This window comes from Olsenella sp. An270, assembly GCF_002159735.1.
Lineage (GTDB): Bacteria > Actinomycetota > Coriobacteriia > Coriobacteriales > Atopobiaceae > Thermophilibacter.
Window position 1 is genome coordinate 107443 of record NZ_NFJF01000003.1, and the last position, 22642, is coordinate 130084.

At 69.2% G+C, this 22642-nt stretch carries 23 protein-coding genes; 18 read left to right on the forward strand and 5 right to left on the reverse strand.

The features are described from left to right. Nucleotides 1-2: 2 nt before the first annotated feature. The 4 genes from B5F73_RS04615 (at nucleotide 3) to B5F73_RS04625 (ending at nucleotide 2947) form a co-directional block, all read left to right on the forward strand. Complete coding sequence (locus B5F73_RS04615) at nucleotides 3-1022, forward strand: aldo/keto reductase (RefSeq protein WP_087227039.1); 1020 nt, start codon at nucleotides 3-5, stop codon at nucleotides 1020-1022. 45 nt (nucleotides 1023-1067) lie between these two features. Continuing rightward, a complete protein-coding gene (locus B5F73_RS04620) occupies nucleotides 1068-1817 on the forward strand; it encodes a carboxymuconolactone decarboxylase family protein (protein WP_087227040.1) in 750 nt (249 codons plus the stop codon). A gap of 90 nt (nucleotides 1818-1907) precedes the next feature. Then, nucleotides 1908-2195 carry an acyltransferase family protein gene (locus B5F73_RS09490; protein ID WP_239379802.1) on the forward strand — a complete coding sequence of 96 codons (288 nt, stop codon included), beginning with the start codon at nucleotides 1908-1910 and terminating at the stop codon, nucleotides 2193-2195. Beyond that, nucleotides 2189-2947, forward strand: a complete 759-nt coding sequence (locus tag B5F73_RS04625; RefSeq protein WP_239379803.1) for an acyltransferase family protein — start codon at nucleotides 2189-2191, stop codon at nucleotides 2945-2947. Before B5F73_RS09490 ends, B5F73_RS04625 begins: the two co-directional genes overlap by 7 nt. Here B5F73_RS04625 and B5F73_RS04630 read toward each other — a convergent pair. Further along, nucleotides 2944-3216 carry a GNAT family N-acetyltransferase gene (locus B5F73_RS04630; protein ID WP_087227041.1) on the reverse strand — a complete coding sequence of 91 codons (273 nt, stop codon included), beginning with the start codon at nucleotides 3214-3216 and terminating at the stop codon, nucleotides 2944-2946. The genes B5F73_RS04625 and B5F73_RS04630 overlap by 4 nt on opposite strands. A 102-nt stretch (nucleotides 3217-3318) precedes the next feature. On the opposite strand from B5F73_RS04630, the gene B5F73_RS04635 reads away from it, so the two are divergent. Further along, nucleotides 3319-4248, forward strand: a complete 930-nt coding sequence (locus tag B5F73_RS04635; RefSeq protein WP_087227043.1) for a CorA family divalent cation transporter — start codon at nucleotides 3319-3321, stop codon at nucleotides 4246-4248. A gap of 57 nt (nucleotides 4249-4305) precedes the next feature. Continuing rightward, nucleotides 4306-4998: an SdpI family protein gene (locus B5F73_RS04640; protein ID WP_087227044.1), complete on the forward strand. Its 693-nt coding sequence runs from the start codon at nucleotides 4306-4308 to the stop codon at nucleotides 4996-4998. A 4-nt stretch (nucleotides 4999-5002) separates the two neighbouring features. Here B5F73_RS04640 and B5F73_RS04645 read toward each other — a convergent pair whose 3' ends face one another. After that, nucleotides 5003-6499: an ATP-binding cassette domain-containing protein gene (locus B5F73_RS04645; RefSeq protein ID WP_087227046.1), complete on the reverse strand. Its 1497-nt coding sequence runs from the start codon at nucleotides 6497-6499 to the stop codon at nucleotides 5003-5005. A gap of 177 nt (nucleotides 6500-6676) precedes the next feature. Here B5F73_RS04645 and B5F73_RS04650 point away from each other — a divergent pair, with 177 nt between their 5' ends. Then, nucleotides 6677-8683: a TetM/TetW/TetO/TetS family tetracycline resistance ribosomal protection protein gene (locus B5F73_RS04650; RefSeq protein ID WP_087227048.1), complete on the forward strand. Its 2007-nt coding sequence runs from the start codon at nucleotides 6677-6679 to the stop codon at nucleotides 8681-8683. On the opposite strand, the gene B5F73_RS04655 is transcribed toward B5F73_RS04650, so the two are convergent. After that, nucleotides 8680-9678, reverse strand: a complete 999-nt coding sequence (locus B5F73_RS04655; protein ID WP_087227050.1) for a VanZ family protein — start codon at nucleotides 9676-9678, stop codon at nucleotides 8680-8682. The two genes, B5F73_RS04650 and B5F73_RS04655, sit on opposite strands and share 4 nt — an antisense overlap. 184 nt (nucleotides 9679-9862) lie before the next feature. Here B5F73_RS04655 and B5F73_RS04660 point away from each other — a divergent pair, with 184 nt between their 5' ends. From B5F73_RS04660 to B5F73_RS04710, 11 genes are all read left to right on the forward strand, one after another. Then, entirely contained in the window at nucleotides 9863-11059 is a 1197-nt protein-coding gene (locus tag B5F73_RS04660) for an MFS transporter (RefSeq protein WP_158094764.1), read from the forward strand. Nucleotides 11060-11236: 177 nt separating this feature from the next. After that, complete coding sequence (locus B5F73_RS04665) at nucleotides 11237-12238, forward strand: aldo/keto reductase (RefSeq protein ID WP_087227054.1); 1002 nt, start codon at nucleotides 11237-11239, stop codon at nucleotides 12236-12238. 10 nt (nucleotides 12239-12248) lie between these two features. Then, complete coding sequence (locus tag B5F73_RS04670) at nucleotides 12249-12695, forward strand: hypothetical protein (protein ID WP_087227056.1); 447 nt, start codon at nucleotides 12249-12251, stop codon at nucleotides 12693-12695. Nucleotides 12696-12820: 125 nt separating this feature from the next. Continuing rightward, a complete protein-coding gene (locus B5F73_RS04675) occupies nucleotides 12821-13102 on the forward strand; it encodes a type II toxin-antitoxin system RelE/ParE family toxin (RefSeq protein ID WP_087227058.1) in 282 nt (93 codons plus the stop codon). Beyond that, the gene (locus tag B5F73_RS04680; RefSeq protein ID WP_087227060.1) at nucleotides 13089-13382 is read left to right on the forward strand and encodes a HigA family addiction module antitoxin; all 294 of its coding nucleotides are present in this window, start codon (nucleotides 13089-13091) and stop codon (nucleotides 13380-13382) included. Before B5F73_RS04675 ends, B5F73_RS04680 begins: the two co-directional genes overlap by 14 nt. A 13-nt stretch (nucleotides 13383-13395) precedes the next feature. Beyond that, on the forward strand, nucleotides 13396-14340 hold the full coding sequence (locus tag B5F73_RS04685) for a 2-dehydropantoate 2-reductase (RefSeq protein WP_087227061.1): 945 nt from the start codon (nucleotides 13396-13398) through the stop codon (nucleotides 14338-14340). 139 nt (nucleotides 14341-14479) lie between these two features. After that, nucleotides 14480-15289: a transporter substrate-binding domain-containing protein gene (locus B5F73_RS04690; protein ID WP_087227063.1), complete on the forward strand. Its 810-nt coding sequence runs from the start codon at nucleotides 14480-14482 to the stop codon at nucleotides 15287-15289. A gap of 81 nt (nucleotides 15290-15370) precedes the next feature. Continuing rightward, on the forward strand, nucleotides 15371-16045 hold the full coding sequence (locus tag B5F73_RS04695) for an amino acid ABC transporter permease (RefSeq protein WP_087227065.1): 675 nt from the start codon (nucleotides 15371-15373) through the stop codon (nucleotides 16043-16045). Next, complete coding sequence (locus tag B5F73_RS04700; protein ID WP_275531486.1) at nucleotides 16045-16797, forward strand: amino acid ABC transporter ATP-binding protein; 753 nt, start codon at nucleotides 16045-16047, stop codon at nucleotides 16795-16797. Before B5F73_RS04695 ends, B5F73_RS04700 begins: the two co-directional genes overlap by 1 nt. An 18-nt stretch (nucleotides 16798-16815) precedes the next feature. After that, a complete protein-coding gene (locus B5F73_RS04705) occupies nucleotides 16816-17451 on the forward strand; it encodes a LysE family translocator (protein WP_087227067.1) in 636 nt (211 codons plus the stop codon). A 271-nt stretch (nucleotides 17452-17722) separates the two neighbouring features. Next, entirely contained in the window at nucleotides 17723-18361 is a 639-nt protein-coding gene (locus B5F73_RS04710; protein WP_087227069.1) for a helix-turn-helix transcriptional regulator, read from the forward strand. Here B5F73_RS04710 and B5F73_RS04715 read toward each other — a convergent pair. Both B5F73_RS04715 and B5F73_RS04720 read right to left on the reverse strand, forming a co-directional pair. After that, the gene (locus B5F73_RS04715) at nucleotides 18358-19317 is read right to left on the reverse strand and encodes a calcium/sodium antiporter (RefSeq protein WP_087227071.1); all 960 of its coding nucleotides are present in this window, start codon (nucleotides 19315-19317) and stop codon (nucleotides 18358-18360) included. The genes B5F73_RS04710 and B5F73_RS04715 overlap by 4 nt on opposite strands. Before the next feature lie 102 nt (nucleotides 19318-19419). Further along, nucleotides 19420-22479, reverse strand: a complete 3060-nt coding sequence (locus tag B5F73_RS04720) for a hypothetical protein (protein ID WP_087227073.1) — start codon at nucleotides 22477-22479, stop codon at nucleotides 19420-19422. Nucleotides 22480-22642 lie beyond the last annotated feature (163 nt).

Genomic DNA, 22642 nt, shown 5'->3' on the forward strand with positions numbered 1-22642 from the left:
CCATGCAGTACACGACGCTCGGACACTCTGGAATCACCATCCCGCGCCTCTGCCTCGGCGGCATGAGCTTTGGCGCGCCCTCGGCGGACTTCCACCAGTGGACGATTGGCCCGGACGAGACGCGCGCGGTGATCAAGCGAGCGCTCGAACTAGGCGTGAACTTCATCGACACGGCTAACTGCTACGCGCACGGCACGAGCGAGGAGTATATCGGCGCCGCCCTGCGCGAGCTGGGCGTGCCGCGCGACCAGGTGGTTCTCGCCAGCAAGGTCTTCTTCAACGAGGGCGGCCTCTCTCGCGAGGCGATCAACCGCGAGATCGACGGCACGCTCCGGCGCCTCCAGACCGACTACCTGGACCTCTACATCATCCACCGCTTCGACTACGAGACGCCCGTCGAGGAGACCATGGAGGCGCTCGACGCCCTCGTGCGCGCGGGCAAGGTGCGCGCCCTCGGCGCGAGCGCGATGTACGCCTACCAGCTGCACAACATGCAGAACGTAGCCGCCCAGAACGGGTGGACGCCCTTCTCGTCCATGCAGTGCCACTACAACCTGCTCTACCGCGAGGACGAGCGCGAGATGATTCCCGTGTGCCGCCAGTTTGGCATGGCGCTCACGCCGTACAGCCCGCTCGCGTCCGGGCACCTGTGCCGACCGACCTGGGATTCCGCGTCCAAGCGCTCGACGACCGACGCCACGATGCGCAACAAGTACGATGCGGACCGCGAGCGCGACATGCCCATCGTCGCGCGCGTGTCCGAGCTGGCCGAGAAGCACGACGTGCCCATGTCGCGCATCGCGCTCGCCTGGCACTGGGCACGTGGCGTGGAGGCGCCCATCGTGGGCTGCTCCAAGCCCGAGCGCGTGGACGACGCGGCGGCCGCGCTCGACGTGGCGCTCACGTCCGAGGAGATCGCCTACCTCGAGGAGCCTTACGTGGCGCATGAGCTTGTGGGCCCGGCGGCTCGTCCCGGCGAGAAGCCCCTTGCGGGCACCACGAACCCAAACGCGAAGAACTAACCAAAACGGGCGCCCGCCTGGGCACTCAGAGGAAAGGAGAACAACATGGCAGTGAAGCAGACGGCGGGTCGGGACCAGCTGGGAGAGCTCGCCCCCAAGTTCGCGCAGCTCAACGACGACGTGCTCTTTGGCGAGGTGTGGAGCCGCGAGGAAGCGCTCAGCCTCAAGATGCGCTCGATCGTGACCGTGGTGACGCTCGTGGCCAAGGGCATGGTGGACAGCTCGTTCGAGTACCACATGGCCACGGCGCGCAAAAACGGCGTCACGCGTGAGGAGATGGCGGAGATCCTCACCCACGAGGCGTTCTACGCGGGCTGGCCCAACGCGTGGGCGGCCTTCCGCGTGGCCCTCAAGGTCTACGGGGACGAGGCAGACGCTGGCGAGGGGACGTCCTTCTCGCCCATGTTCGGCCTGGGCGCACCCAACGACGCATATGCCCAGTACTTCATTGGCAACTCGTACCTCAACCCGCTGACCAGCGCCGCGGAGTGCGGCGTCGGCCTCGCCAACGTCACCTTTGAGCCGGGCTGCCGCAACAACTGGCACGTTCACCACGCCGACAAGGGCGGCGGACAGATCCTCGTCTGCACCGACGGTCGCGGCTGGTACCAGGAGTGGGGCAAGGACCCGCAGGAGCTCACGCCGGGCACTGTCGTGGTGATCCCTGAGGGCGTGAAGCATTGGCACGGTGCCGCGCGCGACAGCTGGTTCTCCCACATCGCCTTCGAGGCGCCGGGCGAGAACTGCACGAACGAGTGGCTCGAGCCCGTCGCGGACGAGGACTACCCCGCGTAGACTGCCTCCGAAGGATGCCGAGAAGGACCGCGTCGTCCGCAGGCCCGCGCGCTAGAATGCTGTCGTTTTGCCGGGCGGCACGGGGGCGCAATGCAACATCGGACGCGTGCGGGCGCGGGTCGTATCGCGCTCTTCGACAACATCAAGGGACTGCTCATCATCCTCGTGGTGGTGGGCCATGTGGCGCATCCCGTCCACAACGACAATGAGGCCATAAGCTGCCTCTTCGACGTCATCTACCTCTTCCACATGCCGCTGTTCGTCTTTGTCTCGGGCCTCTTTGCCAAACACGCGAAAAACGAACGGGGGGGGTTAACCCAAACCGCATCCTCTCGTTTGCCCTTCTCGCCGCGCTCTACCAGCTTGCGCTCATGCTGATCAACGGGGCCAGCCTCACCCTGGGGCGCTTCCTGCAGTTCACGTCCGCCCCGTGGTACCTGCTCGCGATGGCGTACTGGTACGCGGCGGCACCTCTGCTCGCGCGGCTCGGCTGGAAGCGGGGCATGGCGCTTGCCCTGGTGCTCTCGTACGCGAGCGGCTTTGTCGACCTCTCTGACGGCCTGCTGGCGATCAGCCGCTCGCTCGCGTTCCTGCCGTGGTTCGCCGCCGGTCTCTACTGCCCCGTCGAGCGCGTCGTCGTCCTCAAGGAGAGTCGCTCGCGCGCCGTCCGTGCGGCCCTCGCCGCCGCCGTGGCCCTCGCCGCGGCCATCGCCCTCGCACGCGTGCTGGACGAACACGCCTACGACTGGTTCTTCCAGATGGTCTACGGCGACAACCCCTACCGCGCGCTGCCGCTCGACCTCCTCGGCAAGGCGGTGGCGACCGCGATCGCGCTCGTCTTCTCCGCCGCGGTCCTGCGGCTCGTCCCGTCGCGCCGCAGCCGGCTCACCGTGCTCGGAGAGCGCACGCTGGGCATCTACGTGGGGCACCGGCTCGTCCGCGCGTGGCTCACGTTCCGGACGCCCCTCTACGAGCAGCCCGTCCTTCTCGACCCGCTCTGGGGCACCCTCATCGTCCTGGGCCTCTCTGCCGTCATCGTCGCGGCGTGCAGCGTGCCCGCCCTGACGGCCGGGCTCAACCGGATCCTGCGTCGCCGCTGGCTGCCCGAGGGCGGCGCGGGCCGCGGCTAGGCCAGAAGGCCGGCGTGCTCCGGGTGCTTCTCGAACCACTTCACGGCGTAGGAGCACGTGGGGCGCACGTAGTAGCCGCTCGCGGCGATGCTCGCCACGGCACGGCCCATGAGCTGGCCCGCGACGCCCTGCCCGCGCAGACTCTCGTCCACGAAGGTGCGGTTGATCTCAACGACGCCGGGCTCCACCACGGGGAAGGTCACCTCGGCCAGCACGTTCCAGCTGTCGTCCAGGTACTGAATGCGGTCGCGCTCCATCACAAGGTCCATGACGTCTCCTTATGCCAGTGGTCCAACACGGCTATTGTCTCACACCACAACGGGTAGAACCTCCAACGAGGGCGCATTGGCGTCGGCGGGCGGAGGCATACCATGGCACGGGCTTGGCACATCGCAAACGGGCATCTCGCGACGGGCGAGAAGGACGGCGGGCACGTCGCCACCCTCCTGCGCCTGGAGGAGGCGCAGGCGCGCCCGCTCTCCCACACGCAGCGCGAGGTCCTCGAGCAGCTCGAGCACGCCGCGATGCCCTTTCTGGAGCGCACGTCCACCGGGGCGGCGGGACTTGTGGTCACGCCGAGCGGACGGAGGCGCTTCGGCTTCATCCTCACCCCCGCCGAGCTGGTGCTCATTGACGACGGGGACGTCTGTGCCACAGCGCTCGGCCGCGCCGTGGAGGATAGGACACACGTCGAGGGGCCTGCCGGCGCCCTCTGCGCGCTTCTCCGCGAGCTGCTGCGCGATCACCCGGTGCGTCTCTCTCGCATGCGCGAGGACTTCGAGCTGATGGAGCAGCAGGTCCTGGAGGGCCGCGAGCGCCCGGATAGGCGCAAGATGATGGAGGACTCGCGCCGCATGCTCGGGCTCGACACGTTCTACCAGGGCATGTCCGACCTCGCCTCGGAGCTTGCCGAGGACGACTCCGGCCTCGTGGCGCCGGCGGACCGCGCGCGGCTCCGCTCGCTCGGGCGCCTGCTGGGCCGGCTTGCCACGCGCCTGGAGTCGCTGCAGGACTACAGCCTGCAGGTGCACAGTCTCTACCAGGAGTCCATCGACGTGCGGCAGAACAACGTCATGCAGTGGCTCACGGTGGTGACCACGATCGTGATGCCGCTCACCTTTGTCACCGGGTGGTACGGCATGAACTTCCCGCACATGGCGCTCTTTGACGTGCCGTGGGGCTACGTCGCGGTGATCGCGGTGTGCGTGGTGATCGTGGCCGTCGAGGTGGCGTTCTTCTGGCACCATGGCTGGCTGAGCTTTGGCGAGCGGCGCCACGGGGGCGGCGAGCGGCGAGGTTGATAAGCGCCCACAGGAGGGGTATAACAGCGCGCATCAGGTTCGTCTGAGGAGGCTCGCATGGCTGGCTTGGACTACACGACGCGCGACAAGGCCCTGTGGGGCGCGCTGGCCGCCCTGTGCCTGGCAAGCGCGGCTGCCTACGTCCTCTGGGCGCTCCCCGCGATGCCGGAGACGGTGCCCACGCACTGGGGCGTGGACGGCACGGCTGACGGCTGGGACAGCAAGGGTTCCACGATTCTCATGGGCGCTCTCATGCCGCTTTTGATCCTGGCGCTGCTCTTCGCGGTCCCTCACCTCGACCCGCGCGGCGCGAGCTTCAACCGCTTCAAGGGCGTCTACCAGGGATTCTCGGCTGCTTTCACGGTGTTCATGGTCGTCGTGGCGTGGATCACACCGCTCTCGGCGCTCGGCGTCCTCCCGACGACGGGCGGCTCAGTCGTCAACATCATCGTCTTTGGCTTCCTGGGCCTCCTGTTCGTGGGCCTCGGCGTGGTGATGCCGCGCATCGAGCCCAACTACACCTTCGGCGTGCGCCTGCCCTGGACGCTCGCGGACCCGGAGAACTGGCGTCGCACGCATCGCTTCGCGGGCCCGGTCTTCGTGGTCATGGGCGTGGTCACGGTCGTCTCGGCCCTTCTCGCCTCTGCGGCGCCCGAGCTCACGCTGGTCGTGCTGCTCGCGGCCCTTCTCGGCGGCGTGGCGCTCGTCGCGCTCTACAGCTTCCTGCTCTGGAAGGGCGTCGTCCGCTAGGCGCTCACACCTCCCGCACGCGCCCGTCACGAACCTCCCAGGTTCGACCCGTGCAGGCATCGAGAAACCGCCGGTCGTGGCTCACCAGCACGAGCGCGCCGGGGTAGGCGGCGAGCGCGCGCTCGAGTGCCTCGGTCGAGTGCAGGTCCAGGTGGTTGGTGGGCTCGTCCATGACGATGAGCGCGGGGTGGCGCAGGATGCCCTCCGCCAGCATGAGCTTGCGCAGCTCGCCGGGGCTCGTGCGGCCGCCCTCGAGGATGCGGTCCGGGTCGGAGTTGAGCTGCGCCACCGTGGAGAGCACGCGCCCGCGGTCGGCCGAGCTCAGCGCGGCCACGCGCCCCACCATGGCCTCGCGCGCCTCCGCCGGTAGCTCCTGCGGGATGTCCAGCACCTCCACGCCCTGTCCCGCGTCCTCCGCCTGGGCGAGAAGAACCCGCAGGTGTGCGAGGAGCGTGGACTTGCCGGCGCCGTTGGGCCCGATGACGCCCACGTGGTCGCGACTCCCCACCCAGAGCTCGGGGACCTGGAGCGCGCCCTCCGGGCCGCAGGGGATGGTTGCGGCGGGGACGTGCAGCACGGTGCGGCGGCGCGAGGGCTCGGCGTCGACCCAGAGGTCGCCGTCGTAGCGCTTGGCCACGCGCGCGGCTGCCAGGCGCTCCCGCGCGGCGGCCACCCGAGCGTCCATCTGCGAGGAGAGGCGTCCCGCCTGCCCGTCCTTGCCGGTGTAGACCGCGAGGTCGATCTTGCCGCGCGCGTCGCGGTCGCGCGGGTCCAGTCCGCGCTTGCTGCGCCGCGCGTCGGCGCGCGCCGCCTCGTGGGCCCGCGCGTCCTTCTCGGCGGAGAGGCGGGCCAGCTCGCGCTTGGCGCTCGCCCGCTCCGCCACGGCCGTCGCGCGCTCGAGCTCGGCCTGGCCGTGCGCCGCGCTGTAGCCGCCCGGCCGCACGACGATGCCCCCGGGCTCGAAGGACGCGCAGCGCTCGGCGAGAAGGTCCACGAGGTCGCGGTCGTGGCTCACGAGGATCCCGATGCCGCGGAAGCGCCCGAGCGCCGCACCCAGCTGCGCGCGGGCGTCCGCGTCCAGGTGGTTGGTCGGCTCGTCGGCCACGAGCACGTCTGGGCGGCCCCAGAGGGCAACCGCCACCTGCAGCTTCTTGCGCTCGCCAAAGGAGAGCTCGTCAAAGCGCCAGGGCATGTCGTCCTCTATGCGGAAGGCCTCGCGCAGCTCGCGGGCCTCGCGGCCGTAGTCCAGCGCAAAGTCGGCGAGCCCCTCGGGCGGCTCGTCGGCGTCCTGGGCCACGTAGGCGCAGACCAGCCCGCGCGTGACGGAGCCCGCGTCCGGCTCAATGAGGCCGCAGGCGATCTTGGCCAGCGTGGTCTTGCCGCAGCCGTTGTCGCCCAGAAGCGCGGTCCAGCCGGCGGGGAAGGTGATGGTGACGTTGTTGGGCACGGCCTCGCGGGCCGCGGGATAGGCGTAGCGCACGCCGGAGAGCACAAGCTGCATAGACATCTCTTCTCTGGCGAGGTGCCGGGTGGGCGTTCTTCTCGCCATCAGGGGTTTCTTGGCCGAGGATGTCTAGCGGATGCGCACGGCTCCGGGTCCTTTCGACGGGGCTACGACGCCGCCAGTATACCCTATGATGAGACGGGTTCATTGGTTGTAGCCAGAGGGGGAGGTCGCGTGAGACAGGCTGTCGTGGGGCTCCTGGCGCATGTCGATGCGGGCAAGACGACGCTCGCGGAGGCCATGCTCGCGGCGGCCGGGGCCATCCGCAACCCCGGGCGCGTGGACAGCGGCACCACCCACCTGGACACCGACGCCATGGAGCGCGACCGCGGCATCACGATCTTCTCGTCGAGCGCGTCGCTCGACTGGGCGGGCGCCCACCTCATGCTCGTCGACGCGCCCGGCCACGTTGACTTCTCCGCGGAGGCCGAGCGAACGCTCGCGGCCCTCGACTACGCCATTCTGGTGGTGGGCGCAAACGACGGCGTGCAGGGCCATACCGAGACCCTGTGGGATCTGCTCGCGCGTCACGAGGTGCCCACCTTCGTCTTTGTGAACAAGTGCGACCTGGAAAACCCGGGGCGAGAAGAACTTCTCGCCGAGCTCGCCTCACGGCTCTCACCGGGCTGCGTGGACGTGTCCGCCCTGCTCGCGGGCGACGCGGGCGCGCTGGAGGACACGGCCGCGACGGACGAGGCCGCCCTCGAGGAGTACCTGGAGACCGGCTCGCTCTCGTCGGGCACGCTGCAGCGCCTGGTGGCCGAGCGCGCCCTCTTCCCGGTCTTCTTTGGGGCGGCGCTGCGGGGCGACGGCGTGCGCGAGCTGCTTGACGGCATGTGCGACCTTCTCGCCGAGCGCTCCTGGTCGGACGAGCTCGCGGCGCGCGTCTTTCGCGTGAGCCGCGGCGCGCGCGGCGAGCGGCTTGCCTGGGTGAAGGTCACGGGTGGCACGCTGCGCGCGAAAGACCAGCTCACAGGTGTTGACCGTCGCGGCGAGCCCTGGGTCGAGAAGATCAACGAGGTGCGCCTCTACCAGGGTGAGAGCTTCGAGACCGTGGCGGAGGTCGGCGCCGGCCGCATCTGCGCCGTCACCGGGCTCAGCCACGTGGTGCCGGGAAGCGCTCTGGGCGCGGAGCCGGAGGGCGCGCGCCCGGTGCTCGCGCCCGTCCTGTCCTACCAGGTGGTTCCCGAGCCGGGCGCGGACGTCTCCGCCCTGGTGCGGGCGCTTCGCGAGCTCGCGGACGAGGACCCGATGCTCGGCGTCACATGGCAGGAGCAGCTGCAGGAGGCGCACGTCCAGCTCATGGGCGAGGTCCAGCAGGACGTGATCGCGGAGCTCCTGCGCGAGCGCTACGGCTTTGCGGTGACCTTTGGCCCGGGTGGCATCCTCTACAAGGAGACCGTGACCGCACCCGCCGAGGGCGTGGGCCACTTCGAGCCGCTGCGCCACTACGCCGAGGCGCGCCTGCTCGTGGAGCCGCTGCCGCGCGGCGCCGGCGTGGAGTTTGGCACGCGGTCCTCCACGGACGACCTCGACCTCAACTGGCAGCGCCTCATCCTCACCAACGCGATGGAGCGCGACCACCTGGGCGTGCTCACGGGCGCGCCGCTCACGGACGTGCGCATCACGCTGCTCGCGGGCCGCGCGCATGCCAAACACACCGAGGGCGGCGACTTCCGCCAGGCGACCTACCGCGCCGTTCGCCAGGCGCTCATGGGCGCGCGCGAGCGCGGCGAGTGCCAGCTCCTGGAGCCGTGGTACCGCTTCCGCCTGACGGTGCCGGCCGACCGCGTGGGCCGCGCGCTCACCGACCTCACGCGCATGGCGGCGGAGTTCGACGCGCCGGCGACGTCCGGCGACGCGGCAACCGTCACGGGCGAGGTCCCCGCCTCCGAGGTGGGGGAGTACGCGCTCGAGGTCGCGCGCTATACGGGCGGGCGTGGGCGCATGTCGCTCGAACTCGCAGGCTACCGTGCCTGCCACAACGCCGACGAGGTCATCGCCGCCGCGGCCTACGACCCCGAGGCCGACCTCCCCAACACCCCCGACTCCGTCTTCTGCAGCCACGGAGCCGGCCACACCGTCAAGTGGCATGACGTCCCCGCGCACGCCCACACCACCGCGGACCCCGCGCGCCTGCGCCCGTACCGCCCCGCCGACGCCGCGTTCTTCTCGCGCTAGATGAGGTCGTAGGGCATCTTTCTCGCGAAGAGGTAGAACAGCACGAGCAGGGGCCACAGCAGCGGGAGGAAGAGGTACGCCCCGCCGAGAACCGCCAGGCGCATCAGGTAGAACGCCGTGCGCCGGCCGCCGGTCCGCGGCTTCGTCTCGCAGCTCATGCGCACGAACGCGCCGCCGGGGGTGGAGCCGTCGTGCCGCGCGGGCCACGCGAGCTCCACGAGGACGAACGCCAGGCACTCCGCCCAGAGCGCCCACGGCTCGTCGACCCAGCGCTCCCCGCCGGGCACGTTGTGCAGCACGAGGATGACGATGCCCGCGACCACGGTGGAGACGAGCGTCACGAGCAGCGTGTCCAGCCAGAACGCGACGCAGCGACGGACGAAGCCGGGCGTGTGCGTGACCTCGCCCTCCTCGGCGAGCGCGCCGGGCGGCAGCACCCGGGCGAGCGCGGCGGCGCATGCCCAGCCGAGCGCCGCGCCCGAGGTGTTGTAGATGAGGTCGTCGACGTCGGCCGTGCGGTAGGAGTACGGGTAGATGCCAAAGAGCCCCGTCCCCTGCGCCGCCTCGACGCAGAACGAGACGAGCAGCCCCGCGACCACGGAGCGCCAGAACCCCCAGCGCAGGAGGCGTCCCGCGATGAAGCCGAGCGGCATGAAGAGCACCACGTTGAACGCGATCTGCGGCAGCGTGCTCACGCCCTCGCGGGCGAAGTCGCCCACGAACGCCAGCGGGTCGAGCTGCCAGGGGACGCCCCTCGTGATGCCGAGGCCAGAGTCGCCGCTCGGCAGCGGGTACAGCGTGAAGCAGCCGAGGCCCAGCACGTAGAGCACGGCGAGGTAGGTCGAGACGGCCGACCCAAAGCGTAGGCGCCCGTCGCGGTGGTAGAGCCAGGCGAGGATCGGCAGCGTGAGCGCAAATGACGCCATCGGCCAGAGCACGAGCGCCAGGATGAAGTTCTCGGTGTAGCCAGCGAGGAAGTGCCTGATGAGGTTCATGTCGTCCGTTCTTCTCGTCTCCGGTGCCGGGCACATTGTGAGGGAATCCCGGCCGCTCCGCCATCGACGTTCCTCGCGGTTGAGTGACGTTTTCGCAAGGTGAGGGTGGCGCGGGCGACGGACGGGCGCTATCATGTGCTGGAAACGTTTCCACCCACGCTCCCGGAACGGAGGCAGCTGCGGCATGGCAGTCGTTCTTCTCGTCGTCATCTACGTCGCCTTCGTGGGCCTGGGCATCCCGGATTCGCTCTTTGGCGCCGCGTGGCCCGCCATGCACGTCGACCTCGGCATCCCCGTCTCGTGGGGCAGCGTCGTCACGATGGTCACGTGCTGCGGCACCATCGTCTCGAGTCTCTCCTCCGCCGCGCTCATCGGCCGCTTTGGCACCGGGCGCGTGACCGCCGTCTCCACGGCGCTCACCGCGGCGGCGCTGCTCGGCTTTGCCGTGGCGCCGAGCTTTCCGTGGATCTGCCTGCTCGCCGTGCCGCTGGGACTGGGCGCCGGTGCCATCGACACGGCGCTCAACAACTACGTGGCCCTGCACTATCACGCGACGCACATGAACTTCCTGCACTGCGCCTACGGCGTTGGCATCACGGTGAGCCCGTTCATCATGTCGCTTGCGCTCTCGGGCGGCACCTGGCGCGACGGCTATCTCGGCGCGGCGGTCATCCAGGCGGCGATCGTCGTTGCGACTGTCGCGATCCTGCCGCTCTGGTCTCGCGTGGGTCACGAGTCACCGGCGGACGAGAAGGACGACGACCCCGCGCCCCGCGCCGCGAGCCCGCTCGCTCTCGTCCGGCGCCGCGACATCCGCCTGGCCTGCCTCGTCTTCATGGCGTCGGTGGCCATCGAGGGCATCTGCAACACCTGGTGCGCGAGCTACCTCGTGAGCGCGCGAGGCATGGCGGCCGGCGCCGCCGCCGGCATGGTGACGGTCTACTACGTGGGCGTGACGGCGGGCCGCTTCCTCTCCGGCGTGCTGGCCAACCGCCTCACGAGCAAGCAGCTCGTGGGTCTGGGACAGGCGATCACCTTTGCCGCCGTGCTGGTCCTTCTCGCCCCGCTGCCGCTCTCCGCGGCGCCGGTGGGCCTCTTCCTCGTGGGCTTTGGCAACAGCCCGCTCTACCCCAACATGCTGCACCTCACGCCGCACCTCTTTGGCCGCGACCTCTCGCAGGCCGTGATCGGCGTGCAGATGGCTGCCTCGTACGTGGGCTCGCTCACGCTGCCGCCGCTCTTTGGCCTGGTGGCCGAGCGCGTGGGCTTCTGGCTCTTCCCGGTGGCGCTCTTCGCGCTCTCCGTGGTGGTGCTCGCGGCGTTTCTTAGCCTCATGGTGCTCAAGGGCTGGCGTCCGCGCCGCGCGCGTCCGTCTGCGTAGCTCCTTGCGGTTGGTAACGCTTTTGCCACCCAAAACGTTACCAACCGCAATGTGGGGCAGACGAGCTTGCGGTTGGTAACAGAATTGCCGCTCAAAACGTTACCAACCGCAATCCAGCCTCCCGTCGCGCTATGCTCTTCCCAGAGCGAGAACGACAGGCGAGAAGGACGGTGCGGCATGGCGGACATGCGCTACGTGAAGCTGGGCGGCTCGGGGCTCGAGGTCTCGCGCCTCTGCCTGGGAGGCATGAGCTTCGGCGTTCCCACGAAGCCCCGGCCGTGGACCGTGGGCTATGACGAGACGCGCGCCGTGATCGCCGCGGCGACGGACGCCGGCATCAACTTCATCGACACCGCCAACTGCTACGCGGACGGCACGAGCGAGGAATACATCGGCCGCGCCCTGCGCGAGCTGGGCGTTCCGCGCGACCGGGTGGTGCTGGCGAGCAAGGTCTTCTACAACGACGGAGGCCTCTCCCGCACGGCCATCATGCGCGAGATCGATGGCACGCTCGCCCGTCTGGGCACCGACTACCTGGACCTCTACGTCATCCACCGCTTTGACGCGGCGGCGCCCGTCGAGGAGACGCTCGAGGCGCTCGACGAGCTCGTCCGCGGGGGCAAGGTCCGCGCGCTCGGTGCGAGCGCGATGTACGCGTACCAGCTCCACAACATGCAGGTCGTGGCGGCCGCGAACGGCTGGACGCCCTTCTCGACCATGCAGAGCCAGTACAACCTGCTCTATCGCGAGGACGAGCACGAGATGATCCCCGTCTGCCGGCAGTTTGGCATGGCGCTCACGCCATACAGCTCGCTCGCCGCCGGGCGCCTCACGCGGCCCACGTGGGACGCGCCCACGCGCCGCAGCGAGACGGACGTCATCTCGCAGAAGAAGTTCGACCCCATGCGCGAGCAGGACATGGAGATCGTGGCGCGCGTGGCGGAGCTTGCCGAGAAGCGCGACGTGCCGATGGCGGCGATCGCGATCGCCTGGCTGTGGGCGCGCGGCGTGGAGTCGCCGATCGTGGGGTGCTCGCGAGCGGAGCTGGTGGGGGAGGCGTGCCGTGCGCTCGAGGTGGAGCTCACGGATGAGGAGCGCGCCTATCTCGAGGAGCCGTACGTGCCGCACCCGCTCGTCGGCGTGCGCCCGCACGAGCTCGCCGAGCTGCTGCCGCGGTAGGGAGGTCGCGATGGGTGTGCGCAGGGAGACGCCGGATCTGGTCTTTCGCGGGCGCGTCGCCGTGTGGTACCGGGCTGTCTGCGGCGCGGTCGCCGTGGTTCCGGCGATTCTCGCGCTCCAGACCACGCTGCCCGTCTTCGTGCCCATCCTGGCGCTCGTCCTCGGGGCGATCTTCCTGTTCCCGCTCGTCGTGCGCAACCGCGTGGAGCTCTACGGTGACCGTCTGGAGATCTTCTTCGGCTGGAGCCACGTGGTCATCCCGTATGCGCACGTGCGCGGCGCGGAGCCCCTCACGGGAGGCTTCGACCAGTTCACGGGTCACGTGTGCGCCGCCGAGCTCGACGCCCTCTTCATCGAGGCACCCGAGGACGGCGACGCCGCCGTCAGCGTGACCGACAACGACGCCCTCGCCGCCGAGCTCCGTCGTCGCGCAGGGCTGGATGCGTCAACCAAGTAGAACAATTCGCTTGAAATAAGAACACATGTTCTATATACTGACGAAACAGGGGTAATGGGGCATCGCTCTTCTCGACATTGCTTCTGTAGTAGAGTAGTATTCTGAGATACGGAAGTAGTGGTCAGATGGACTTCAAAGATCGTGACCTGGCTGCGTTCTGGGAAGACTTCGCGTGTCCACCGCGCAGGGTGCCCCCGGGAGTTCGCAAGATGCTCTACCGCAGACTCCAGATGCTTGATGCGGCACACAGCCTGCTCGACCTGCGAACTCCTCCGGGGAACCATCTCGAGAAGCTCTCGGGGTCACGTGCGGGGTGCTACAGCATCCGCGTGAACGACCAGTGGCGCCTCTGCTTCCGGTGGTCGGACGGCGAGGCAAGAGAGGTCGAGTTCTGTGACTACCACTAATCCCTACATCTCTACTCCCGGGGAGATTCTGCTCGAGGAGTTCCTGCGGCCTCTGGGCATCTCGCAGTACCGGCTGGCCAAGGCCATCGGCAAGCCGCAGTCCGCCGTCTCGGACGTCGTGAACGGCCGCCGTGCGATCACGCCCGAGATGGCCTGGTTGCTGTCCCGTGCGCTGGGGACGACGCCCGAGTTCTGGCTCAACCTGGAGGCCACCTATCGGCTCAAGACGATCGACGAAGGCGCGATGCCTCAGGTGACGCCGCTCGTCAACATCGCGTAGAGAAAGGACCAACATGGCGATCAACCGCGTGGCGATTCTGGGCAGGGGAGCGGTGGGCCTACTCTACGGCACCATCGCCGAGAAGAACCTCGGGCCGGGCGCGGTCGAGTTCGTGATGGACGACGTGCGCTACGCCCGTCACGCCGGCGAGATGCCGACCGTGAACGGCGAGCCCTGCCGCGTGCCCACGATCCCTGCGAGCGAGGCCACGCCCGTCGACCTGGTGATCCTGGCGATCAAGGCACCGGGCCTGCCCGTGGCGCTCGACACGATGGAGCGCCTCGTGGGGCCGCGCACGGCCGTCGCGTCCCTGATCAACGGCGTCACGAGCGAGGAGCGAGTGGCCGAGCGCTTTGGCTGGGAGCGCACCGTGCTCTCCGTGGCGCAGGGCATGGACGCGGTGTTTCTCGGCACGGACATGACCTACACCCACCCCGGTGAGGTTCGCCTGGGCCCGGCGCCGGGCACGGCTCCCGGCGTGGTCGACGCCGTCGCCGACCTCTACGAGCGCGCCGGCATCCCGCACGTGGTGGAGGCGGACATCCGTCGCCGCATGTGGGTGAAGCTGATGCTCAACGTGGGCATCAACCAGACCTGCATGGTCTACGGCGGCACCTACGGCTCCGCGAGTGAGCCGGGAAGCGAGCAGAACCGCTGCTTCGTGGCCGCCATGCGCGAGGCCCTGGCCGTGGCGCGCGCCGAGGGTGTGGACGTCACCGAGGCCGACCTCGCGCAGATGGCTCGGCTCATCGCCTCGCTCGACCCCGCCGGCATGCCCTCGATGGCGCAGGACCGCCTGAACCAGAAGCCCACCGAGGTCGAGGAGTTTGCCGGCACCATCTGTCGCCTCGCCGGGCGCCACGGTCTTCTCGTCCCCACCAACCAGTGGCTCTACCAGCGGATTCGCGAGCTCGAGAACGGTTTCGCGGCAAAGGGGACCCACAGAGAAATTGTGTAGTTCTCAGCTTTGTGGCCGTTCATGCCGCAAAGTGTTAAAGGAACCGAAATAACGCTCAGCTACAGTACAGGGGCAGCCTCGCCCAGCGTGCGGGGCCCCGTGTACGTTTTTGCGCACGTTTTCCTAAGGAGGAGTTGCCATGTCCGCTTCTGTCTCTCGTCGCACGTTCCTCGGCATCGCCGGCGGTGCCGCCTCCGTCCTCGGCCTCGCCGCCTGCGGCGGCAACAACGCCGCCTCCGACGACGCCAACGCCGCCTCCGGTGACGCCGACGGCAAGACCTACCTCGTCGCCACCGACACCACCTTCGCGCCGTTCGAGTTCACCAACGACCAGAACGAGTTCGTGGGCATCGACGTGGACCTTCTCGCCGCTATCGCCGCCGACCAGGGCTTCAAGTACGAGCTCAACTCCCTGGGCTTTGACGCTGCCGTGGCCGCGCTCGAGTCCAACCAGGCCGACGCCGTGATTGCTGGCATGTCCATCACGCCCGAGCGCGAGGAGGACTACGACTTCACGGACTCCTACTATCAGTCCTCGGTCTGCGCGGCGGTCAAGGCCGGCAGCGACGTCAAGGGCCTCGAGGACCTGAAGGGCCAGAAGGTCGCCGGCAAGACCGGCACCCAGAGCCTCTCCTGGGCCGAGTCCATCAAGGACGAGTACGGCTTCGAGATCACCTACTTCGACACGTCCGACATGATGTACCAGGATGTCCAGACCGGCAACTCCGCCGCCTGCTTCGAGGACACCCCCGTCATGGAGTACGGCGTGGCGCAGGGCAATGGCCTGGAGATTGTTGCCAAGGAGGAGGACGAGTTCGCGAGCCCCTACGGCCTGGCCGTCATGAAGGGCAAGAACCCCGAGCTCGTGGAGATGTTCAACGCCGGCCTCGCCAACATCAAGGAGAGCGGCGAGTACGACGAGATTCTCGCCAAGTACCTGGAGGCCTAGCGCCTTTTCGAGCAACGAGCAAGCTGGGGCTGCGTGACGCCGGGGTGTCGCGCAGCCCCCTGACGGTAAGTAAGGGACCCCATGAACGCAAATCTCATCGACGTGCTGATTGAGGCGTGGCCGCTTCTGTGGACCGGCCTGCAGATGACGGTCTACGTGACCGTCGTGGCGCTGGTCGTGGCCATCCCGCTCGGCATCGTCACGTGCCTCATGAACCTGTCCAAGTTCCGCGTGCTGCGCGGCATTGCCAAGTTCTACATCTGGATCATCCGCGGCACGCCGATGCTCGTGCAGGGCTTCTACCTCTACCTTGCCGTCCCCCAGCTCGTGCAGGCGACGATCGCCCCGGACTTCCGCCTGGACATCGTGACGGCAAGCGTCATCACGCTGATCCTCAACGCCGGCGCCTACTCCGCAGAGATCTTCCGTGGCGCCATCCAGTCGGTCCCCAAGGGCCAGACGGAGGCCTCGCGTAGCCTGGGCGTGAGCCACGGGAAGACCATGCTCAAGATCGTCCTGCCCCAGGCCGTGCGCATCTGCCTGCCCTCGCTGGTCAACCAGTGCATCATCACGCTCAAGGACTCCACGATCATGTACGCCCTCGGCCTGCCGGAGATCATGAACCAGGCCAAGGTCTACGTGGGTCGCACCATGACGTCGTTTGCCACCTACACCTGGGTGGCCGTCATCTTCCTCGTCATCACCAGCGTGCTGATGATCATCTCGTCCGTCCTCGAGAAAAGGATGCGCAAGTAATGGCTAGCATGAAGCAGACCAGCGAGGTCAAGATCCACGTCGAGAGCCTCACCAAGGACTTCGGCGAGAACCACGTCCTGCGCGGCATCGACATAGACATCCACGCCGGCGAGGTCGTCTGCGTGATCGGCCCGTCCGGCTCGGGCAAGTCCACGTTCCTGCGCTGCATCAACCGCCTGGAGGAGGCCACATCTGGCCAGATCGTGATCGACGGCCAGTCCATCACGGGCCCCAAGGCAGACGTCGACAAGATCCGCCGCCACGTGGGCATGGTCTTCCAGCAGTTTAACCTCTTCCCGCACTACAGCGTGCGCGAGAACATCATGTACGCGCCGGTGGAGCTCAAACTCATGAGCAAGCAGGAGGCCTCCGCGACCGCCGACCGCCTGCTCGCGCGCGTGGGCCTCGCCGAGAAGGCCGACGCCATGCCGCGCTCGCTCTCCGGCGGCCAGCAGCAGCGCGTGGCCATCGCCCGCGCCCTGGCCATGAACCCGGACATCATGCTCTTCGACGAGCCCACCTCCGCGCTCGACCCCGAGATGGTCGGGGAGGTCCTCGACGTCATGCGCGAGCTCGCCGAGCAGGGCATGACCATGGTGGTCGTCACGCACGAGATGGGCTTCGCGCGCGAGGTCGCCGACCGCGTGTGCTTTGTCGACGAGGGCATAATCCAAGAGCAGGGCACGCCTGCCGAGGTCTTTGGCAACCCGCAGAACCCGCGTACCCAGAGCTTCCTCTCCAAGGTCCTCTAGGCCCGGGCGGCGCGTCTCATGCTGGGAATCGTCGGCTACGGGGGCTTCGTTGCGTCCGCGGCGGCCCTCTGCCTCACGCCGGGCATCGACACCGTCTACATCCTCACGCGCACCGTCTCCGGCGGCCGGCGCGAGGGGCTGGCCAGTGCGTTTGGCATCAACGTGGGACTGGTGGTGCACACGATCCTCGTGGCGGCCGGGCTGTCCCTCGTGCTCGCCGCCTCTCCCGTGGCCTTCAACGTGATCAAGGTGGCGGGCGCCGCGTACCTCGCGGTGATGGGCGTGCGCAGCATCCTCTCCGGCGGCTCGTCCTTCTCGGTGGGCGAGAGGGTCGGCGAGCCCGCAGCCGGCTCCAACCTGCGCGTCTTTGCCCAGGGCGTGCTGACCAACGTCCTCAACCCCAAGATCATCCTGTTCTTCCTGGCGCTGCTGCCGCAGTTCGTGGCCACGCCCAACTCCTTCGGGCCGGTGCCGTTTCTTGCGCTCGGCCTCACCTACGTGGCGCTCTCCACGCTCTGGACCGTGGTGATCGTGCTCGTGGCGGCGCCCTTCTCGCGCCTGCTGACCCGCAGCCCGCGCGCCGGACGCGTGACCGCCGTGGTCTCCGGTCTGGTCTACATCGCCCTCGGCGCCACGATCTTCCTCACGGCGTAGCGGACCTTCTCGCCCGGGCGCCCTGTATTCCTGAGGTTATGCGTCATTCGCTAGGTTATGCGGCGTCGACTTGGTTGTGTATGCAATTGAATTCTATATATTAGTAGGTAGACGTCTTGTCGAGAAGATCGGGACACCGTAGCGGCGCGCATAACCTTCGCGATGTCGCATAACCTCGAGCACGCCCGATTCAGGCGGCCGTGTCAAAGGGTTTTGACTCGCCGCGGGTGCCCGACGCGGGTACGATTCTTGCAGGGAGAGGAGGCGTGCCATGGCAGCGGAGCTCCAGAGCGCACGGCAGGTCGTGGGCGAGCGCGTCCGCGAGCGGCGCGAGGCGGCGGGCCTCACGCAGGCGGAGCTCGCACAGCGCGTCTACGTGAGCCGCCAGACGGTCAACAACTGGGAGACCGGCAAGACCCTCATCGACGTGCAGAGCCTCGCGCTCGTGGCGGACGAGCTGGGGACCAGCGCCTCCGAGCTGCTCGGCGAGCACGGCACCAGCGCGGTGCGCGCCGAGGCCGAGTCTCGCCACGAGCTCGTCAGGCTGCTCTTTAGGGCGGCCCTCACGTACGCGGTCTTCTTCGTTTCCACGATGGCCTACATCTACGCGACCCGGCTCCTGGACGCGAGCACCGCGACCGGCAGGGGGTTGCTGTACCTGGCGTCGTTCCTCCGGCTTCTGGCCTGCTTCTGGAACGGCGCCTGCGACGCGCGCGTCACTCGGTTCATGCGCGAGCACGACCTTGCGGACGCCACCAGGCTCTGGGCCTTCCTCGAGGGGCGCGACCCCGCGGACGCCCTGCCGGACGACTTCCTCTACCGGACGTTTCTGCCCATGTGGCGCTTCTGGGTGAGCCTTGCCGCCGTCGTGCTGCTCCTGCTGCTGTGCCTGCCCGCGCTGGTCGCCTAGCGCATCACCGACGTGGCGATGTAGGCTGCGTAGAGCACCACGAAGACGACACCGTTGGCGCGGCTCATCTCGTGGCGGCGCCCGATGAAGGCAAAGCCCACGAGCACGGCCGAGAAGAGCGCGAGCAGCGCGAGGTCCACGTTGTACGCGGGGTCGTAGGGGATGCTGGCAAAGAGCGCCGGCCCGCCCATGACGAGCAGCAGGTTGGAGATGTTGGAGCCCACGACGTTGCCCACGGCGATGTCGGAATTGCCGCGGAAGGCGGCCACCACGCTCGTGACCAGCTCCGGCAGGCACGTGCCGAGCGCAACCACGGTGATGCCGATGACGCGCTCGGATATGCCCATGGCGCCCGCGATCTCAACGGAGTTGTCCACCACGAAGTCCGCGCCAAACTTGAGCATCGCGATGCCGCCCACGATGAAGAGCAGGTCCCGGAAGGTGTTGGCGGAGACGGCGCCGGTGTTGGGGTCCTCCGGGGCGCCGTCCTTCTCGGTTGCGCCCTCGCCGAGGCCCACGGCGACGGTCCGCGCCACGAAGGCGACGAACGCGGCGAGAAGGACCACGCCCTCGACCATCGTCACCTGGCCGTCGGTGTTGGCCACGAGCGCGAGCAGGCCGCAGGCCGCCACGCTCACGGGGATCTCGAAGCGCTGGGTGCTGCGCGAGAGCGTGACCGGGGCGATCACGGCCGAGAGGCCGAGGATGAGCAGCAGGTTTGCCAGGCAGCTGCCCATGACGTTACCAAAGGCCATGTCGGCGTGGCCGCCCACGGCGGAGGTGACGCTGACCACGAGCTCCGGCAGCGACGTTCCGATGGCCACGATGGTGAGGCCGGCCACGCGCTCGGGGACGCCGAGGCGCGCGGCGATGCTGCAGGCGCCGTCCACGAGGAAGTTGGCGCCAAAGATGAGCAGGGCAAATCCAAGCACGATGACAATGAGGCTGAGAAGCACGACGGTCCTTTCCGGATCGGGGATACCGTCATCGAGTATTCCATGGCCGGATTTCCCCCAATCCGAGTCGGCGAGCGACTCCCAACCGAATACACAAGTCCGTCAGCGACGGCGGCGGAGGACGAGCGCGAGGGTTGCGGTCACCACTCCTGCGATCAGGAGGGCGAGAAGGACGACGGGGCTCGTGGGGTCGCCGGTCGCGGGCATGTCGGCGGTCGACTCGCCCGTCTCGGCGGCGGTCGCCTGGTCGTTGGCGGAGGGGTTCTTCTCGTCAGGCGCGGGCTCTGGCGTGGGCTCGGGTTCGGGTTTCGGTGCCGGGTCTGGCGTGGGCTCGGGCGTGGGCTCGGGCGTGGGCTCGGGAGTCGGTTCCGGCTCGGGCTCCGGCTCGGGCTCGGGAGTCGGCTCGGGCTCCGGATCGTCGGGGCCGACCACGGGAGGCTCCTTCACGTCGTCGGGCAGGACGAGTGCGCCGTTGTTGCCCAGGCGCGCGGAGGCCCGCACCGCCCCGTCGCCCGCCTCCTCGAGCGCGAGCCGCGCGGCATAGGGGGCGCTCCCCGTGGCGTTGGGGTCCTTCTCGGCAGATCCCAGCTCGGCCGCGCGCACGTAGCGCGGGGTGCCGGCGAGCGCCACGCACTGTCCGTCCCGAACGGAAAAGCGCTGGGGGATCTGGTCGGCGTCGAGCGCCACGGTGTAGGGCTCCATCACCCGCTCCGCGGTCGCTGGGGCCTCCTCGCCCGCACCGGCGACGTCGGCGGTGTAGACGGTCTGCTCAAAGTAGTAGGTCTGCCCGGCCTGCGGCAGCCCCGTCAGCGGCGCGTAGCCGCTCGCGCCGCGCGAGAAGAGCGGCGTGTCGCGGGAGAACGCGTAGTAGGAGTTGGTCTGCGCCGCCCATGCCAAGGCGACGGCCCCCGCCTGGGCGTCCGCGCCCGTCCCGGAGAAGTCGCTCGCGAAGACCGCGCGGGCCCCCGAGGGCACGCGCCGGACGTCTGCCCCGGTCGCCGCCTCGAGCTCCTCGTCGCTCACGTCCTCGCCCGCGTCCGCGCGCTCGAGCAGCGCCTCGGTGTCGGGCGTGGGCGAGACGAGGTACGCGAGGCGCAGCGGCAGCGTGCCCTGGCCGCCGTCGAGCGCGAGCGTGGCGGAGCCGTCCCCCGCCACGGTCACGCTCATGCGGCGCGCGGGCACGGCGTCCACGGGCACCGAGAGCAGCAGCGTCTGCCGGCCGGTGGCGAGGTTCGTCTCCACCATGACCGCGAAGTCGTAGAGCGTGACGTCGCCGCCGGTGTACTGGTTGGGCAGGTTGCCTATGTAGTAGTACGTCTCGCACACGGCGGTGGCGCCGCCGTCCTGCGCCGCTTCGATTCTGTCGCGCACGTCCTCGGGCGCGCGCTCCTGCCAGCGGCCGTCCGCGACGGCGTCCACCTCGGCCTGCGTGGCAAAGGCGAAGGGCTCGCCGCCCATCGGCACCATCTCGTGCGCGTCGTTAACGTACCACGAGGCGTGGTTGGAGAAGTCGCCCGGCCCGGCGTAGGAGAACTGGCCGTCCTGCAGGGCGTCGTAGAAGAGGTCGTAGACCGCGTACCCCAGGTCGTAGCGCGAGTTCATGGCCTCCACGAGGTAGCCAAACTCGTGCGTGGCCTCGACGTCGCCGGGGCCCTCGAGGCTGATCTTGACCGCCTGTGCCGCCAGCTCGCCGTCGAGCAGGGCGTCCCCGTAGACGATGCCGCTCACACGCTCGACCTCCATGCCGGGCCCCACCTCGTCGGAGACGGTGACGCGGCTCCCGCCGGGGCGCTCGTCGCCGGGGCCGCCCGAGGCCGGGGCGGTGTAGGTCACGCCGAGGGCTCGGTCCACCACGGTGCCGAACGCCCACGAGAGCGCGCTCGCGCTGCGGGCGGAGAGGTAGTCGTCGACGGGCGTGACCTCGTAGCCGTCGGCCTCGGAGAGCAGGCCCGGGATGCAGGGGAGGGTGACGTCCTCCGCCACGAGCCCGCGCGGCCCGGAGCCAAAGAGGTGCAGCGTGACGTCCTTCTCGCCCGCCGCCGAGGCCTGGGCGAACGCCTGCGCCGCCGCCGAGAGGTTGTCCCTCAGGTCGGTGCCTGCCGCCGCCCCGGTCCCGGGCAGCGGGTGATAGGCCTGCTCGTGGGCGGTCTCCAGCAGGTAGGCGGTCGTCTCGCTCGTGTCCAGGCCGCAGGTGAAGAACGTGAGCGGGCGCTCGTCGCCCCATGCGGCGCCCACGCGCTCGGCCTCGTTGCGCATCGTGAGCAGCGTGGCGAGAAGCGCGTCGGTGCCGTAGCCGTTCTCGCGGCTGCCCGGCAGCGGGCCCAGAAAGCCGCTGGCGTCACCGGTGTAGACGGGCGGGTCGGTGATGTTGACGCTCGCCATCGGCGGGGTCTCGCGACCCATGAGGCAGAGCACGGGGACGCGCCCCTCCGCGCCCGGGTCGTCCGCGGCGGCGGCCAGCATCTCTCCCGCCACGTGCGTCGCGAGCTGCAGGTAGGAGCCGCTGCCGAGCCGGGCCGGGGAGGTCGCGCCGGCTCCGTCCGTGGCCGTGGCGCTCACGGAGAGCGCGCCGTTGGCGTACGTGACGTAGTCGCCGCCCGCGTCCGGGGCGTAGGTTCCGAGCGGCATGAGCGTCGTGACCTGGGAGTCGTAGCCGATCACGGCCACGCGCGTGGGGACGCTGGCGCCGTCGTTTTCCGCCATGAGGCGAGCGATCGCCTGGTCGAGGGCGTCGGCGAGGTAGGCCGCCTGGGGCCGGCCGCCGTAGGTGACGTCGGCGAGCAGGCGGTTGGTGCTCACCACAAAGACGACGTCGTGGGCGGGGCCGCCCTCCTGCCGCACCGAGACGGCCGAGGCGAGCGCCGAGAGCCCCACGACGAAGCTGTGGTCGTCCACGTCGATCCTCACGGGGAGGCCGGCGGCGCGCGCGTCGTCGGCGCTGGCGTAGACGGACTTGTCGACCCAGATGCGGCCCGCGTTCTCGGTCGAGAGGGCCCCCGCGTCCGAGCGGAAGACCTCCTGCCAGCTTGCGGAGGTGTCCGGGTCGGCGAGCTTGGTGACGCCCTCGGTGCCGGCGCGGGCCGCGGGCGCTGCCACGAGGGCGACGGCGAGGGTGACGAGCAGGGCGAGAAGGGCCGGCGGGAACGTGCGGCGGCGAGACATGGGACCCCGATTCTGCGGGAGGGGATAAATGCTACGTCTATACCCGCATTTATCGCCCGCATGCGGCGCCCACGGGAAGCGCACATCGCTGACGCCCAGCTGCAAGGGTCGCGGCCGGCGCGCGCATGCTACACTGGCGCCAACCACATACCGAGGGCACGGC